This window comes from Frankia sp. CcWB3 (assembly GCF_977927595.1).
In genome coordinates, this window is sequence record NZ_CDWRCK010000038.1 from 7,372 (window position 1) to 22,309 (window position 14,938).

General features: G+C 69.6%; 14 protein-coding genes. 10 read left to right on the forward strand and 4 right to left on the reverse strand.

The features are described 5' to 3' along the window. The first annotated feature begins 76 nt into the window (after window positions 1-76). The 3 genes from ACY5KJ_RS05165 to ACY5KJ_RS05175 all read left to right on the forward strand — a co-directional run bounded on the left by ACY5KJ_RS05165 (window position 77) and on the right by ACY5KJ_RS05175 (window position 3,463). A complete protein-coding gene (locus ACY5KJ_RS05165; protein WP_462187149.1) occupies window positions 77-1,528 on the forward strand; it encodes a DNA recombination protein RmuC in 1,452 nt (483 codons plus the stop codon). Window positions 1,529-1,674: 146 nt separating this feature from the next. Continuing rightward, window positions 1,675-2,241: a DUF6542 domain-containing protein gene (locus tag ACY5KJ_RS05170; RefSeq protein WP_462187157.1), complete on the forward strand. Its 567-nt coding sequence runs from the start codon at window positions 1,675-1,677 to the stop codon at window positions 2,239-2,241. Between the two features lie 385 nt (window positions 2,242-2,626). Continuing rightward, window positions 2,627-3,463: a polysaccharide deacetylase family protein gene (locus ACY5KJ_RS05175; RefSeq protein ID WP_462187156.1), complete on the forward strand. Its 837-nt coding sequence runs from the start codon at window positions 2,627-2,629 to the stop codon at window positions 3,461-3,463. Here the strand turns inward: ACY5KJ_RS05175 and ACY5KJ_RS05180 are convergent. Continuing rightward, window positions 3,367-4,194: a sterol desaturase family protein gene (locus tag ACY5KJ_RS05180; RefSeq protein ID WP_462187148.1), complete on the reverse strand. Its 828-nt coding sequence runs from the start codon at window positions 4,192-4,194 to the stop codon at window positions 3,367-3,369. The genes ACY5KJ_RS05175 and ACY5KJ_RS05180 overlap by 97 nt on opposite strands. Window positions 4,195-4,322: 128 nt before the next feature. After that, entirely contained in the window at window positions 4,323-5,327 is a 1,005-nt protein-coding gene (glpX, locus tag ACY5KJ_RS05185) for a class II fructose-bisphosphatase (RefSeq protein ID WP_462187147.1), read from the reverse strand. A 437-nt stretch (window positions 5,328-5,764) separates the two neighbouring features. Here glpX and ACY5KJ_RS05190 point away from each other — a divergent pair, with 437 nt between their 5' ends. Continuing rightward, a complete protein-coding gene (locus tag ACY5KJ_RS05190; protein WP_462187146.1) occupies window positions 5,765-6,340 on the forward strand; it encodes a DUF4245 domain-containing protein in 576 nt (191 codons plus the stop codon). A 71-nt stretch (window positions 6,341-6,411) separates the two neighbouring features. On the opposite strand, the gene ACY5KJ_RS05195 is transcribed toward ACY5KJ_RS05190, so the two are convergent. Beyond that, complete coding sequence (locus tag ACY5KJ_RS05195; protein ID WP_462187145.1) at window positions 6,412-6,618, reverse strand: hypothetical protein; 207 nt, start codon at window positions 6,616-6,618, stop codon at window positions 6,412-6,414. 559 nt (window positions 6,619-7,177) lie between these two features. Between ACY5KJ_RS05195 and ACY5KJ_RS05200 the strand changes: the two genes are divergently transcribed. Further along, window positions 7,178-7,447 carry an exodeoxyribonuclease VII small subunit gene (locus tag ACY5KJ_RS05200; protein WP_462187144.1) on the forward strand — a complete coding sequence of 90 codons (270 nt, stop codon included), beginning with the start codon at window positions 7,178-7,180 and terminating at the stop codon, window positions 7,445-7,447. A gap of 68 nt (window positions 7,448-7,515) precedes the next feature. Here the strand turns inward: ACY5KJ_RS05200 and xseA are convergent, their stop codons facing one another. After that, entirely contained in the window at window positions 7,516-8,730 is a 1,215-nt protein-coding gene (gene xseA, locus ACY5KJ_RS05205) for an exodeoxyribonuclease VII large subunit (protein WP_462202889.1), read from the reverse strand. Between the two features lie 142 nt (window positions 8,731-8,872). Between xseA and ACY5KJ_RS05210 the strand changes: the two genes are divergently transcribed. The 5 genes from ACY5KJ_RS05210 to ACY5KJ_RS05230 all read left to right on the forward strand — a co-directional run bounded on the left by ACY5KJ_RS05210 (window position 8,873) and on the right by ACY5KJ_RS05230 (window position 14,886). Beyond that, window positions 8,873-9,832, forward strand: coding sequence for a 4-hydroxy-3-methylbut-2-enyl diphosphate reductase (locus ACY5KJ_RS05210; RefSeq protein WP_462187141.1), 960 nt, complete (start codon window positions 8,873-8,875; stop codon window positions 9,830-9,832). A 349-nt stretch (window positions 9,833-10,181) separates the two neighbouring features. After that, complete coding sequence (locus ACY5KJ_RS05215) at window positions 10,182-11,573, forward strand: class II fumarate hydratase (RefSeq protein ID WP_462187140.1); 1,392 nt, start codon at window positions 10,182-10,184, stop codon at window positions 11,571-11,573. A gap of 559 nt (window positions 11,574-12,132) precedes the next feature. Further along, entirely contained in the window at window positions 12,133-13,545 is a 1,413-nt protein-coding gene (gene sthA / locus ACY5KJ_RS05220) for a Si-specific NAD(P)(+) transhydrogenase (RefSeq protein ID WP_462187139.1), read from the forward strand. Window positions 13,546-13,611: 66 nt separating this feature from the next. Next, complete coding sequence (locus ACY5KJ_RS05225) at window positions 13,612-14,493, forward strand: MBL fold metallo-hydrolase (RefSeq protein ID WP_462187138.1); 882 nt, start codon at window positions 13,612-13,614, stop codon at window positions 14,491-14,493. A 42-nt stretch (window positions 14,494-14,535) separates the two neighbouring features. After that, window positions 14,536-14,886: a winged helix-turn-helix transcriptional regulator gene (locus tag ACY5KJ_RS05230; RefSeq protein ID WP_462187137.1), complete on the forward strand. Its 351-nt coding sequence runs from the start codon at window positions 14,536-14,538 to the stop codon at window positions 14,884-14,886. The last annotated feature ends 52 nt before the right edge of the window (window positions 14,887-14,938 follow it).

Consider the following 14,938-nt stretch of genomic DNA (forward strand, 5'->3'; position numbering starts at 1 on the left):
GGGAAGGGCCCCGCCGGGGACCGACTCGCCGCGAAACCGCGCGAAACTGTCGGAGGGCCGTGATTGCCTCTCTCCCGTGGACACGACCAGCGCGCTGCTGGCCCTGATCGGGCTGGCTCTCGGCGCCATGGGCGGATTCGCCGCCGCGCGCCGCTTCGCCGATCCGCGGGTCGCCGCGCTCACGGCCGCGCACGCCGCCGCCATGCGGGAGCGCGACCAGGCCCGGGAGGCCGCCGCCGCCGCTGCCGAGCGCGCGATGCTGGCCGAGTCGGACGTGTCCAGCCTGCGCACCGCGCTGGAGTACGAGCAGCGAGCGGCGGCCGAGCGGGTGGCGCTGGTCGAGCAGAGCCAGGACCGGCTCGCCGAGAGCTTCCGAGCGCTGTCCGCGCAGGCTCTGGAGGGCGCGAGCCGTCAGTTGGTGGAGCTGGCCTCCGCCCGGCTGGACGAGGCCGGCGCCCGTGCCCGCGGCGACCTCGACGCCCGTCGTTCGGCGGTCGAGAGCATGGTGACGCCGCTGCGGGAGGCCCTCGGGCGGATGGAAGACCGGCTGCGGGAGCTGGAGACCGCGCGCACCGAGGCCTACGCGGCGCTCGTCGAGCAGGTGCGGTTCGCCCGTGAGGCGTCGGAGAACCTCCGGTCGGAGACCGCCGCGCTCGTGACCGTGCTGCGCCGGCCCCAGACCCGCGGTGCCTGGGGCGAGATGCAGCTGCGCCGGGTGGCAGAGGTGGCCGGCATGCTCAACCGCTGCGACTTCACCGAGCAGATGACGATCCAGGGCGACGACGGCCCGCAACGGCCCGACATGGTCGTCCATCTTGCCGGTGGCCGCAACGTGGTCGTCGACGCGAAGGTTCCGCTCAGCGCGTTCCTGGAGGCCGCCGACACGACGGACGAGGACCATCGCGCGCGCCGGATGGCCGCCCACGCCCGCCATCTGCGTGCGCATGTCGACGGCCTCGGCGCCAAGTCCTACTGGCGGCGGCTGCCGTCGTCCCCGGAGTTCGTGGTGCTCTTCGTCCCCGCCGAGGCGTTCCTGGCCCCTGCCCTCGATCACGATCCCGGCCTGCTCGAACACGCCGCCGGCAAGAAAGTCATCATCGCTACCCCAACCACGCTGATCGCCATGCTGCGCACCATCGCCCACGCTTGGACTCAGGATGCGCTGACCGCACGGACGAAAGAGATCTTCGAGCTGGGTCGCGACCTCTACACCCGCCTCGGCACCCTGGGCGAACACGTCGATCGCCTCGGTCGCTCGCTCGGCCGGGCGGTGGGGGACTTCAACGCCACCGTCGGCTCGTTGGAAAGCCGGGTGCTGACCCCTGCCCGCCGGCTCGCGGCCATGGAAGTCGTCGAGGCGGGGCTCCCCAGTCCGGTTCCGGTGGAGACCGGCGTGCGGCCGCTGTCCGCCGCCGAGCTCCTGAGGAGTACCGGGGAGGGCGCGACGACCGGGCGGGGTGGCGCCATAGAGGACCTCGGAGTCGATGCCGGGTATCAGACCTCTGACGGCGCAGATCCGGTCAGATGAGACGCAGACGACTAGCATAAGGAGGCTTAAGCAACGGAAAGCAGTGAGATCGACACCGAAAGCTCAAATACGAGAGCTGATGCGCATGTCTGGCGCATCGCCCTGACGCATTGGAAATCTGCGGGCGGTACCTTGCCTTCGTGAGTGTGCCGCCTCACCGGCAGTCGGCCGGACCGCCGGACAGATCCGCACGCGCTCGCGGGCATGACGATCTGTACGCCCGCAGCTCGCGCGGTCGGGCGGGTGGGCCGCCGCCCACGCTGTTCACGGGCAGCCGCCGGGGCCTCACCGCGCTCGGCACCGGCATCCTCGTCCTCGTCCTCGGTGGGCTAGGTGCCATCGTGGACTCCGCGATCTTCGGTTCCCTGAAGTTCGCCTTCGGCGTGCTGTTCATCGGCTCGTGCGTCCTCGCCGCGGTCCGCGTGCATGCGGATGACCTCATCGGCGTAGTGATCATGCCGCCGCTCGCCTACGCGCTCATCGCCCTCGGCGTCGGCTACCTGAACCCCGCGGCCGGGGACGGCAGCTCCGGCCTGCGCAACAAGGCCATCGACGTCGGCTCGGAGATGATCTTTCACGCTCCGATCCTGCTGACGGCCTTCATCCTGGTGGCCGTCATCGCGCTCTTCCGGGGTCGCCGCGCCCAGGTGGCGCGCCGCGAGCGGCAACGTTCCCTCTCGCAGTCGGCCGCCGAGCGCCGACGCCGGTCATAGTAGGCCCGGACCGCCGCTTCCCCGCGCCAGTTCCCCACGCCAGGTCGGCCGTACCGCCACAACCGACCCATGAGTAAATCCGCGCCCTCAATAAAAACAATAACAGGCATGTAGCTGGAACGGCCGACGACAAACACCGGCAACGCGACCACACCTATTGCCGCAGCTCGTGCTAGATTCCATGCCGCATCACGCACCCGCCGCTCAGGCGCACTTCCACTGGCCTATCGGGTGCCGCATCCCCTGGAGGCGGCGGACGTAGGGAGGCCCGCTTGTCGTGCACGTCTCACGCTTTCTCCGGCGAGCACGTCCTGTCCGCTGGTGAGCCGGCCGGGTCCCGGTGACCGCCAGTCCCTGCTCAGCGGGGAGAACCCCGGTGATCCCGATGTTGCGCTACCGGTCTCTCGACACGCAGCCGCCACGCGGCCCGCGACGTCGGCTGATCCCCTTCTCGACCTTCATGCGGCACTGCGCCATCATCGCCGCCTCCGGCCGGCAGGCGCTCACCGTGTCGAAATATGCCGCATCCCTGCGCGCGGCCACCTCGTCGGCCAACCCGGTCGTCATCACCTTCGACGACGGCGGCGTGGAAACCTTGAAGGCTCTCCGCCGGCTGGCCGAGACGGGTCTGACGGCGACGGTATTCGTGACCAGTTCGCGGGTCGGTGATCCGGGCTATTTCAACCGGACCGACCTTCATCGAATACGGGGTCTCGGGATAGAAATCGGCGGATCCGGTCACACCGGACGGCGGCTGGACGAGCTGGCGCGGACCGACGTGATCGCCGAACTGACGCTGTCGCGTCGTCGGCTGGCCGTGGCGACCGGGGACGAACCTCGCACGTTCGCCTACCCCCTCGGCGGATACGACCCGTCCGTACGCCAGCTTGTGATCTCGGCCGGCTACAGTTCGGCCTGCGCGGTACGCGACGTCCTCTCGCATCCCGCCGACGACCGCTTCGCCCTCGCTCGGTTGACCGTCGAGGCGAACACGCCCGACAGCCGGCTTCTCGCGTGGTTGGAAGGCGTCGGGCGGCCCGCGCCGCCTCTCACGGTGCCACGAGCCCACACCCATCGGTTTCGGCGCGCAGCCCGTCAGCCCGATCTTTTCACCCCCCGGCTCGGTCAGCCTGATCCTGGCCCGGTAACCGGCACCGGGGACCCGGGCGACCTCGCATCCCCCAGCCTCAGCTCGCCGTCACAGGCCCTGCCGGAGCACTGAACAGGCCGAACAAACTGAGCAGACGGGGTGGCGGCGGTACTCCGCCCGCGGGCGGTCAGCGAGAGTGCCACGGCGTCCCGCGGCGGGTCGGTGCGCAGGGCCAGATCACCGAGCGGACTGGTCACCCCGAGCCAGTACCGCTCGTTGCGGTAGTGGTGCAAACGATGCCCTCGCCACAACCGCCGGTAGTAGGCCGTGCGCGGGGGGACCCGGGTATGGATGAGGAAATGCGTCCAGTCGTAGACGAGCGCACCCATCCCGAGGCAGAGCGCGCCGGTCGCCGCCCACGGCGGCCCGAGCAGCGCCGGCGCCGCGACGGCGACGGTTCCGCTGATCACCTCGCGGGGGCGCAAGAACATCGTGTCGAGGTTGGTCGGATCGCGGTGATGCTGCTCGTGCCCGTATCCGGCAAGCTGGTAACCGATCGATCCCAGCCGGCTGCCCGGCCGGGCGTGGAGCAGTATCCGGTGCACACTCCACTCGACGAAGGGCTGCGCCGCCATGGCAGCCACCGCGACGCCGGTGTCCCGGATCCGCCACGGGCCTCGGACCGCCCGCAGGGCGGCAAGCGTCCCCACGCAACCAAGCAGGACGGGGGGCCGTGGATGGCGCAGGAACCTGCGTGCCGCACCCGCCAGCGTCCGGACCTCCGCGGCGCTGCCGTGCGGTCCCGGGGGGTCGAGGCGCGCGAACACCCTCGCGGGGACGGAAGGTCGCGGGTAGAGCACCATGCGACCACCTCCCGACCAGATCGGAGTCGGAACGGAACCGGAACAGCATGGAAACTGTACGGAACTCCGACCGGACCGGCGACTTGGATCGGAGCTGCGACCGGAGTGGCGACCGGGACAGCGGCGGCTCAGAACGGGACGGTGGAGTACGCCTGCAGCTTGGTGAGCTGATGCTGGCTGTCCACTCGGCGGATGGTGCCCGAGCGTGACCGCATCACCAGCGAGGACGTGTTCGCCCCGCCCGGCCGGTACCGCACCCCGGCGAGCAGTTCGCCGTCCGTGATGCCGGTCGCCACGAAGAAGACGTTGTCACTGTCGACGAGGTCCCGGGTGGACAGTACCCGGGTCGGGTCGCCCCCGAGGTCAGCGACCTTGCGATACTCCGCGTCGTCCCGCGGCCACAGCCGGCCCTGGATCACTCCGCCCAGGCAGGTCACCGCGCAGGCCGTGATGATCCCCTCGGGAGTGCCGCCGATCCCTAGCAGCAGGTCCACGCCGGTGTCCGCCGAGGCGGCCATCACCGCTCCGGCGACGTCGCCGTCGGAGATCAGCTTAACTCGGGCGCCGGCCGCCCTGATCTGCTCGACCAGTTGGCTGTGCCGGGGCCGGTCCAAGACCACCACGGTGACGTCCCGCGGGAGGATCTCCTTGGCCTTCGCCACGGCGCGGATGTTGTCCTCCACCGAGGCCGTGATATCCACCGCCCCGGCCGCCTCCGGGCCGGTGACCAGTTTCTCCATGTAGAAACACGCGCTCGCGTCGTACATCGAGCCACGCTCGCTGACCGCCATAACCGAGATGGCGTTATTCATCCCCTTGGAGGTCAGCGTCGTACCGTCCACGGGATCCACGGCGACGTCGCACTCGGGCCCTTCCCCCGAACCGACCACCTCGCCGTTGAACAGCATGGGGGCCTCGTCCTTCTCCCCCTCGCCGATCACGACGACCCCGCGCATCGAGACGGTGCCGACCAGTCGGCGCATCGCGTCGACGGCGGCCCCGTCCGCGCCGTTCTTGTCACCACGGCCGACCCAGCGCGCCGCGGCGAGCGCGGCTGCCTCGGTTACCCGGACAAGTTCGAGCGCGAGGTTGCGATCCGGAGCCTGTCCCTGCACGGCCAGCGTGTCGGGCACGGACGAGGCGTCGGAAGGCCTGGAAACGGAGGATTCAGCAGTGGAAGACACGGCCCCGAGCCTAGTTCGGGAGCCCCGTCGGCGCCCGAGATAGGCCCAGAGTGACGCCGAATATACCTTCATGACCCTATCCCGCCGCGGAGGTGTGCCTGCGGCCGTCCGGCAAATCCGGCCTGTCGTCGACACGACACCTCGAATCCGCCGAAGAGGCACGCAACCTTCAACCCGGTACGCGCGTCCAACGAAGCATCGGGCAGCCGTCACGCGGAGGGGGCGTGACGGCTGCCCGACAGGTCCCGGCGTGGCCGGTTCCTCACCCCGCGCTCCCCGATAAGGCCATCCAGCCGGGCGAGAGCCTGAACACACCACCACCCCTGCGAGCCGCCCAGACGTGGTCTGGGTGCCCATCCGGGGGCTCAGACCTGGAAGATGGGGACGTGGCACGACGACGCGGTCAGGAAACGATCAGAGACATGGCGCTCTCTCTCGCCGTAGTCATGGCGGGTGTCCTGCTCTTCGTCATCTTCGTCATGCCCCGCGGAAGCGACGAGCCCACGGTCAAGGTCGTCGCGACGAGTGAGCCGATGGCGGCGTTCGCCCGCCAGGCGCCCTACTCCCCACTCGGGCCGGCTGGCCTGCCCTCCTATTGGAAGCCGACCTCCATCCGCCTGACGCTGCCCACCGGTGGTGCCGACGGTGGTCCCGCCGAGGCGACGATCGGCTATGTCGTCGATCGGCCCGACCATCGGACGTTCGCTCGCTTCGTCGAGAGCAACGCTCCCACCGCGGTCCAGCGGATCCTGGGGAACCGACCGGCCAACGGCACGGTCGATGTGGAAGGCGTCGCCTGGCAGCAACGCCGGGACGGCGATGGGCATCTCGCGCTCACCCGGACCGACGGCGGCGTCACCGTGATCGTGGATGATGGAGGCGGCAAAGGCGGGGCGAATCAGGCCGATCTGGTCACCCTCGCCGCGTCACTGCGACCGGTCGTTCCCGCCGCCACGAACTGATCGCGCCGCCGGTGCGAGCCTGGTCGGTGGGAACCCGGTCGGTGCAAGCCGCCCGGTCAGCGCGAACCCGGTCATCGCTGGACGGCGACCGCGATGACGGGAGGCCGTGCGGGCGCGACGGCCGTTGCGGCCGGTGGCTCGCCCCCACCCTCCAGCGCGGTGGCGGCCGGGATGAGAATCGCCATGCCGATGACCAGCCCGGCCGCCCGACGTAGCAGCGGGCCCGTCGTCGGCATCCGCCATCCGAGGTGGGCGCCGCCACCCCGCGTCCCGGTCATCCCACCCCTCGGCACGGCACCCACGGCGGCAACCGAAGGCGGAGCGTACTCTCGGGCGAGGTCGCCGAGAGGCCGGCGACGAGGCGTCGGGCGTAGCGCGGGCATTGCTACCTCCGGACTGGATGTCCTGCGGGTAACGGCCAGTGTGCCAGGCCGGACGTGGTCCGTCTCGGACCGCGACCGACCTGAAACGCCGTGCAGTGACCTTGTACTATGGATCTCTACCGGACCGACCGGGTTCAGCCATGATTGTTCCTTGTTGGATATCATGTTGGCCAGGCGGAGGGGAAATCGCCACGCCGGTGCTCCCTGGCCGTCGGGTCGCCCAACGGTGGATGCTGAGTCGGGGCCGAACCCGTAATCACCGATAGCCCACCGGGACCGAGCCGCAAACGCCGATGGCATCCTGAAACGATGGCACCCCGAGGCAGGGGGCCTCCCCGCTCCGCCGGGGCCGGCCCGGAACCGCGCGGTCCACGGATTGAGCGGACCTCGCTGTAGAGGGTTGTAGAGGCATAGAGGGTTCTAGAGGTTAGAGGGCCACGGAGGCGGCACGGAGGTGGCCATGCCCGAAGCATTCAACGACAGCCCTACCGGTCACGCCTCGGGCTCCGCCGATGTCCCCCCGCCGGGCGTCCCGGCCCCACCGGTCACCTACGAGGCCGCGCGGGCCGAACTCGAGGAGGTCGTCCGCCGGTTGGAGGCCGGCGGGGTGAGTTTGGAGGAGTCACTGATCCTCTGGGCACGGGGCGAGGAGCTCGCCAGGACCTGTCAGGCGCTGCTCGACGGCGCCCGCGCTCGACTGGCCGCGGCGACTCCACTCCCCTGAGCGTCTCCTGATCTCCTGAGCGTCTCCTGAGCGAGCGGCCCCTCCAGCCGACGGGCCGCCGGGCCTGCTCAGCCGTCCACGACCGTCGCGCGCAGCGTTCCGCCCGCCACCCGGATGGCGAGCCCGTCCCCGGCCGCAACCTCGGCAGGCCCGCGCACAACCGCACCATCCACGGTGCGCTGCACCACGGCGTACCCGCGGTCGAGGGTCGCCGCCGGCGACAGCGCGCGCATCCGGGCGCGGGTGGCGGCCAGATCGTTCCCGGTCACATCTATCATGTGGCGGACGCAGCGGCGCGAACGGGCGAGGAGCGCCGACACGTCGTCCGCTCTGCGGCCCACGTCGCGCGTGGGCGTTGCGAGCACGGGGCGCCCCCGGGTGTCCGCCAGCCAACGTTCCTCCCGGTCGAGCCGGTGCTCGACGACCCGCCGGGCCCGGGCCCGCAGCTGGGCGACCGCGATCGCCTGCTCACCGACGTCCGGCACCACCCTCTTCGCCGCGTCCGTCGGTGTGGAGGCGCGGACGTCGGCGACAAAATCGAGCAAAGGGGTGTCCTGCTCGTGTCCGATTGCCGACACCACCGGGGTACGCGCGGCCACGACGGCCCGCAGCAGCGCCTCGTCAAAGAAGGGCAGCAGATCCTCCAGCGACCCGCCGCCACGAGCGATGACGATCACCTCCACTTCGGCACGCGCGTCGAGTTCCCGCAGCGCGTCGATGACCTGGGCGACCGCGAGAGGCCCCTGGACGGCCACCTCCCGTAACACGATACGCACCGCCGGCCAGCGACGGCGCGCGTTCTCGACCACGTCCCGCTCCGCCGCGCTGGCCCGCCCGGTGATCAGACCGACGGCCGCCGGGAGGAACGGAGGACGCCGCTTACGGGACGCGGCGAACAGCCCCTCGGCCGCCAGCGTGGCCTTGAGCTGTTCGAGCCGGGCCAGCAGCGCACCGGCACCGAGCGGGCGAATCTCAACAACCGCAAGGGCCAGCGTGCCTCGGCCGGGGTGGAACGACGGCTTGCCCCACACCACGACGCGGGCCCCGTCGACGAGCGCCGGCCCCACCGCGTCGCACACCGCGCGCGGGCAGGTGACCCGCAGGGACACGTCGGCCACCGGGTCCCGCAGGGTGAGGAAGACCGTTCCCATCCCGGGACGGCGGACGATCCCGGTCACCTGCCCCTCGACCCACACTCGCCCCAGCCGGTTGATCCAGTCTCCCAGCGCGCGCGACACGCTGCGGACCGGCAGCGGCTGTTCCGGGGACGATGTCAGTGCCACCCGGGCACCGTAACCTCGCCCTCCAGCCTCGCCCTACAACAGTCGGCGGCCCTCGTCACGGCCGGACCGGACGATGTCGCCATCGGGTGATGCATCGCCTAGCCGACTTCCCGGCCGCCGGCCGCCGCGTAGACTCCCACCCATGGGCCGGGTCCTTCTTGCCAAACCGCGCGGCTACTGCGCTGGTGTCGATCGAGCCGTCGTGACCGTGGAGAAAGCACTAGAGCTGTACGGTTCACCGGTCTACGTACGCAAACAAATCGTTCACAACCTTCATGTCGTGAAGACGCTGGAGGCCAAGGGTGCGATCTTCGTGGACGAAACCGACGAGGTGCCGCACGGCGCCACCGTCGTGTTTTCAGCCCATGGAGTAGCACCAACGGTGCACGAAGAGGCTGCGGCGCGCGAGCTCCGCACAATCGACGCCACGTGCCCGCTGGTCACCAAGGTGCATTCTGAAGCCAGGCGGTTCGCCCGCGAGGACTACGACATCCTCCTCATTGGCCACGAGGGCCACGAGGAGGTCGTCGGCACCACCGGGCAGGCTCCGGACCGCATCCACCTCGTGGACGGGCCCGAGGACGCCGCCGGGGTGAAGGTCCGCGATCCGAAGCGGGTGGCCTTCCTCTCCCAGACCACGCTGTCCGTCGACGAGACGATGACGACGGTCGACGCGCTGCGCGAGCGATTCCCGCACCTGCAGGGTCCACCGAGCGACGATATCTGCTACGCCACGCAGAACCGCCAGGTCGCCGTCAAGGAGATCGCCGGCGCGGTCGACCTGGTCATCGTCGTCGGCTCGCGGAACTCCTCGAACTCGGTCCGGTTGGTCGAGGTCGCGCTCGACGCCGGCGCGCCGGCCGCCTACCTCGTGGACGACTCCACCGAGGTGGACCTGAGCTGGTTCGATGGTGTCGAGACCGTCGGGGTCACCAGCGGCGCATCGGTGCCGGAGGAGCTCGTCACCGGCGTGATGGCCTGGCTCGCCGAGCGGGGCTTCACCGATGTGGAGGAGGTCACGTCCGCGGACGAGCACCTTCTCTTTGCGTTGCCGCCGGAGCTTCGCCGGGAGATGCGTACCCGCGAGCGCGCCGCCAGCTGAGCCCGGACCGCCCCTCACACCAGACTCGTCGGAGCCGCCCTTCCCCGCATTGCGCCGAAGCCCCCGACGTTCCCCTATAGCCATTCTCACTGTCCCCGCATCACGCCGAAGGCCCCCGAGGCTCCCCCAGGAACCTCACCGAAGGCGAGGTAACGGAAACCCCGAACGGCGCCCTATGCCAGGGGTCCCCGCATTGCGCCGAAGGCGCCATGCGGGGCAGGCCCGACATGTCCTAAGGTCGGCCCTGGGGCCGCGTCCAGGCGGCATCTCGCCGGGACGCGGCCCCAGTGTGCGGTACAGGGCACGGGCAGTACAGGTCAAGGGCGACGAGCATCGGGAGAACGGGCGCATGAGCGAGCAGGAATACCGCATCGAGCACGACAGCATGGGTGACGTCCGGGTACCGGTCACGGCCCGGTGGCGGGCCCAGACACAGCGGGCGGTGGAGAACTTTCCCGTCTCCGGCCAGCGGATCTCCCGCGCGCACATCGCGGCGCTCGCCCGGATCAAAGCCGCCGCCGCGACGGTGAACGCCAAGCTGGACGTGCTCGACGCGGACATCGCCGAGGCGATCGCCGACGCGGCCACGGAGGTGGCCCGTGGTGACTGGGACGACCAGTTCCCCCTGGACGTCTTCCAGACCGGCAGCGGCACCTCGTCCAACATGAACACCAACGAGGTGCTGGCCTCGCTCGCCTCCGAGCGCCTCGGCCGCCCGGTTCACCCGAACGACCACGTCAACGCCTCGCAGTCCTCGAACGACGTCTTTCCCTCATCGATCCACATCGCCGCCACCCAGGGCATCGTCGGCGACCTGATCCCGGCCCTGGAGCACCTTGCCACCGCGCTCGGTCGCAAGGAGACCGAGTTCGCCGACGTCGTGAAGTCCGGCCGGACCCATCTGATGGACGCGACCCCTGTGACACTCGGCCAGGAGTTCGGCGGGTACGCCGCCGCGGTCCGGCTCGGCGTCGAGCGCCTGCAGGTGGCACTGCCCCGGATCGGAGAGCTGCCGCTCGGTGGGACAGCCGTCGGGACCGGCATCAACACCCCGCCCGGCTTCTCCGCCGCGGTAATCGAGGAACTGTCCGCCAGCACCGGTCTTCCCCTGACTGAGGCACGCAACCACTTCGAGGCGCAGGCCTCCCGGGACGGCCTCGTCGAGGCGTCCGGCGTGCTGCGGGTGATCGCCCTCTCGCTCTACAAGATTGCCAACGACCTGCGCTGGGCCTCGTCCGGCCCACGAGCCGGGCTCGGCGAGATCCGACTGCCCGACCTCCAGCCCGGATCCTCGATCATGCCCGGCAAGGTCAATCCGGTCATTCCCGAGGCGGTCTGTCAGGTCGTCGCCCAGGTCGTCGGCAACGACGCGGCGGTCGCGTTCGGCGGATCAGCCGGGAGCTTCGAGCTCAATGTCATGCTGCCGGTGATCGCACGTAACCTGCTGGAGTCGATCCACATCCTGTCGACGATCAGCCGGCTGTTCGCCGACCGTTGCATCGACGGCATCGTCGCCGACGTCGAACGCTGCCGCCGCTACGCCGAGTCCTCCCCCTCCATCGTGACGCCGCTGAACAAGTACATCGGCTACGAGGAGGCCGCGAAGGTCGCCAAGATCTCGCTCGCCGAGGAGAAGACCATTCGCGAGGTCGTTCTCGAGCGCGGTTACGTTGAGGCGGGCAAACTCACCGAGGCACAGCTCGACGCCGCGCTCGACGTGCTGTCGATGACCCACCCGTAGCCGAAGCTCGTCGGGCGGCCTCTCCCCCGACCGTCGCGTCTCCCGGACACCTCCGTGACCCACGGGGGTGTCCCGTCCCGACAGCGCGACCCGACAGGCGGCGACCGACGGCGCGGCGGGAGCCGTGGAAGACCCCCCAGACAGCCTCCACGACCCCCGCTAGAGGTTTAACGGGCCGGCGGCGGATTGGTTACGGGTGGCGGGTGCCTCAATTTCACCTGCCGGCACGACGGCCCGGCCCGACAGCAGGGTCCGACGGCCCGGCGGCGGGGGCCCGGCGGCCTGGCGGCGCAAGTCCTCGACAGGTTCCCACCAGTTGGACTCGAAAAGCTCTCAACCGGAACCACACCGGCACATATGGCGGGCATGACGGCACACCTCGGCCATCACAGACGGGTTCGCGACACCTACCTCGAGTGATAATCCGCAGGTGAAGCGACTCCCGAGAAATTTCCCAGAAGAAATGGACGTAACAAGCACGGCCAACGTGCCGACCCGACCCGTCCGGCCGGATAGCCTCGGGTTCACCGGAGACCGATAGATTGCGGGGGATGTGACGATGTTCGACTACGACGTCCTCGTCATCGGATCCGGGCCGGGCGGGCAGAAGGCCGCGATCGCAGCGGCCAAGCTCGGCCGACGGGTCGCGATCGTCGACAAACGGGAAATGATCGGTGGTGTCAGCATCAACACTGGCACGATCCCGTCCAAGACGCTGCGGGAAGCGGTCCTTTATCTGACCGGCATGTCACAGCGTGAGCTGTACGGGTCGAGCTACCGGGTAAAGGATGGCATCACCGTCGGTGACCTCTCGGCGCGGACCAGACATGTCATCAGCCGCGAGATCGACGTGATTCGCAACCAGCTCAGCCGTAACCACGTCACCCTGCTGACCGGACTGGCCAGCTTCGTCGATCCGCACACCGTGAACGTGCGGGCGGGCGGCGAGGACACCGAGGACCGCCGGATCCAGGCGGAAAGAATCATCATCGCCACGGGCACCCGCCCGGCGCGGCCGGACACGGTCGACTTCGACGGACGGACTGTCGTCGACAGCGACCAGATCCTGGCCCTGGAGAAACTGCCCCGGTCGATGGTCGTCGTCGGCGCCGGTGTGATCGGTATCGAATACGCCTCGATGTTCGCCGCGCTCGGCACGAAGGTGACCGTCGTCGAGCGCCGTGACCGGATGCTCGACTTCTGCGACCTCGAAATCGTCGAGGCGTTGAAGTACCAGCTCCGCGATCTTGCGGTGACCTTCCGTTTCCGCGAGTCGGTCGTCTCCGTGGAACGCCACAACGGCGGTACCCTCACCCTGCTCGAAAGCGGGAAGAAGCTCCCGGCGGACACGGTGATGTATTCGGCCGGGCGGCAGGGGCTCACCGACATCCTCAACCTTCCGGCGGCCGGCCTTTCCGCGGACAACCGCGGCCGGATCAAGGTCGGCTCGGACTTCCGCACGGAGGTCGACCACATCTACGCGGTCGGCGACGTGATCGGATTCCCCGCTCTCGCGGCGACGTCAATGGAACAGGGACGTCTCGCGGCCTACTCCGCCTGCGGCGAGGACGTCAACGCCATGCGGGCCGAGCTGATGCCGATCGGGATCTACACGATCCCGGAGATCTCCTATGTCGGCAGCACCGAGGACGAGCTGACCGAGCAGGCCATCCCGTTCGAGGTGGGCATTGCCCGGTACCGGGAGCTGGCCCGCGGAGCCATCCTCGGTGACTCGTACGGGATGCTGAAGCTACTGGTCAGCCCAGACGACCGGCGCCTTCTCGGGGTACACGTCTTCGGTACAGGAGCCACCGAACTCGTCCACATCGGACAGACTGTGATGGGCTGCGGCGGCACCATCGACTACCTCATCGACAGCGTCTTCAACTATCCGACGCTCGCCGAGTCCTACAAGGTCGCGGCTCTGGACGCGATGAACAAGATGCACGCGGTCGCCCGCTTCAGCGGCTGAATAGGCTCGGCGACATCCCGGTGTTCCACCGTGGTTACACCGGCAGGTGACGCCCCAGGAGCGCCCGTGCCACTCGATCCCGCCAGTCTCGATCTGCCGATCTGCCTAACCTGCGGGATCCAGTACGGTGCGGTCCGGGGCGACTGCCCGGTGTGCGAGGACGAACGGCAGTACGTCGGCTGGGACGGTCAGCGGTGGACCTCGCGGGCACGGCTGCGGGCCGCAGGATACCGCGGGGTACTGCGCCCCGAGGGGGACCGCGTGTTCGGCGTCGGCGCCGAACCGAAGATCTCCATCGGGCAGCGGGCCCTGTTGGTCCGCACGGACGAGGGCAACATCCTCTGGGACTGCGTGCCCTTCCTCGACGACGATCTCGCGGGTCAGGTTGATGCGCTCGGCGGCATCCGCGCCATCGCCGTCAGCCACCCGCACTTCTACGGCGCCATGGTGGACTGGAGTCACGCCTTCGGCGGAGTGCCGATCTACATCCACGCCGCCGACGCCGCCTGGATCGGCCGGACCGGCGATGCGATCGTGCTCTGGTCCGGCGACACCCACCGGATCGGCCCGGGGCTGACCCTCGTCAACGGCGGTGTGCACTTCGCCGGTGGCACGGTCCTGCATTGGGCGGACGGGGAGAACGGGCGCGGTGCGCTGTTCTCCGGCGACATCCTGCAGGTGGTGCAGGACCGGCGGTGGGTGAGCTTCATGTACAGCTACCCGAACTACATCCCGGAACGGCCCGGGGCGGTCCGGCGGGCGGTCGCGCTCCTCGAACCCTTCGATTTCGAGGTCGTCTACGGCGCGTTCTGGCAGGCGATCGTCCGCGCCGGCGGTCGGGCCGCCGTGCGCCGCTCCGCCGAGCGCTATCTGCGGTTCGTGGCGGACGACACGCCCCAGGGACCGGTTCCACCCGAGTCCCGGGCTCCTCGCCCCACGACGTCATAAGCCGACGAAAGGTAAGCCGCTATTACCGGATCGGGCCGGCTAATGGCGGGCAAGCATAGGCTGATCAGGGTGGAGCTGTCCTCGTTCTGCCCGCGCTACCACCATGCCGTCGAGACCATTGGGCGGCGCTGGACCGGGGCCATCGTGCGCGCGATGCTGGCCGGCGCAACCCGGTTCTCCGAGATCACGACGGCGGTGCCCAACCTGTCCGACCGGCTCTGTTCCGTGCGGCTGAGAGAACTTGAAGCCGAAGGGATGGTCAGACGCACCGTCGTCCCGGATACGCCCGCGCGGACCGAGTACCACCTGACCGCGAAGGGAGCGGACCTCGCAGACACGGTCGCGGCCCTCTCCCTCTGGGCCGAGACCTGGCTCCCCGACCCATGCTGCTGACCCGCCCTGGCGGCCCGCCCTGCTGCCCTAGGGCCTGTTTGGGAAGTTCATC